At 30.8% G+C, this 587-nt stretch carries 1 rRNA gene; it reads left to right on the top strand.

The annotated features are described in order from the left end of the window. The first annotated feature begins 104 nt into the window (after nucleotides 1-104). Nucleotides 105-220, top strand: a 5S ribosomal RNA gene (gene rrf / locus ABNX05_RS26185). The last annotated feature ends 367 nt before the right edge of the window (nucleotides 221-587 follow it).

Consider the following 587-nt stretch of genomic DNA (forward strand, 5'->3'; position numbering starts at 1 on the left):
ACAACGAAGCAAACGAGTGAATGAGGGAGCGTACCTCTGTACGAGACCGATTGAACGAGAGAAGCAGACGCAGTAATACGCCGTCTATTGGAGGTCGACAATAGTCTAGTGATGATGGCAAACAGGTCACACCCGTTCCCATACCGAACACGGAAGGTAAGCTCTTTAGCGCCGATGGTAGTTGGGGGCTTCCCCCTGTGAGAGTAGGACGGCGCTAGGCACTTAGATAAGTCGAGGATTTATTCCTCGGCTTTTTTTAGCGTTTTTTTAGTTTGTTAACTACCCTAACAATACTAAATTATATTTTTTTGTATAGAATTTTTTAAAATAAAACATAATTATTTTTCTTTTTTTTTTTTTTCTCATGATATTTTTTTTGTTTTTTTTTCTTTTTGTTTTTTTTTGTTTTTATTTCATTCTTTTTTTTTTGTTTTTTTGTCATATTTATGTTTGTCTGTTCGTTGGTGGATTTTTTTAATTTGTTTTTTTTTTTTTTTTATATTTTTGTTTAGTTAATTATCGTTTTTAAATTTGGTTTTTTTTCTTTTTTAATTATTTTTATTATTTATTTATCATCAATTGTATGC

The sequence above is a fragment of the Lysinibacillus zambalensis genome (assembly GCF_040183165.1).
In the GTDB taxonomy this organism is placed as follows: domain Bacteria; phylum Bacillota; class Bacilli; order Bacillales_A; family Planococcaceae; genus Lysinibacillus; species Lysinibacillus zambalensis.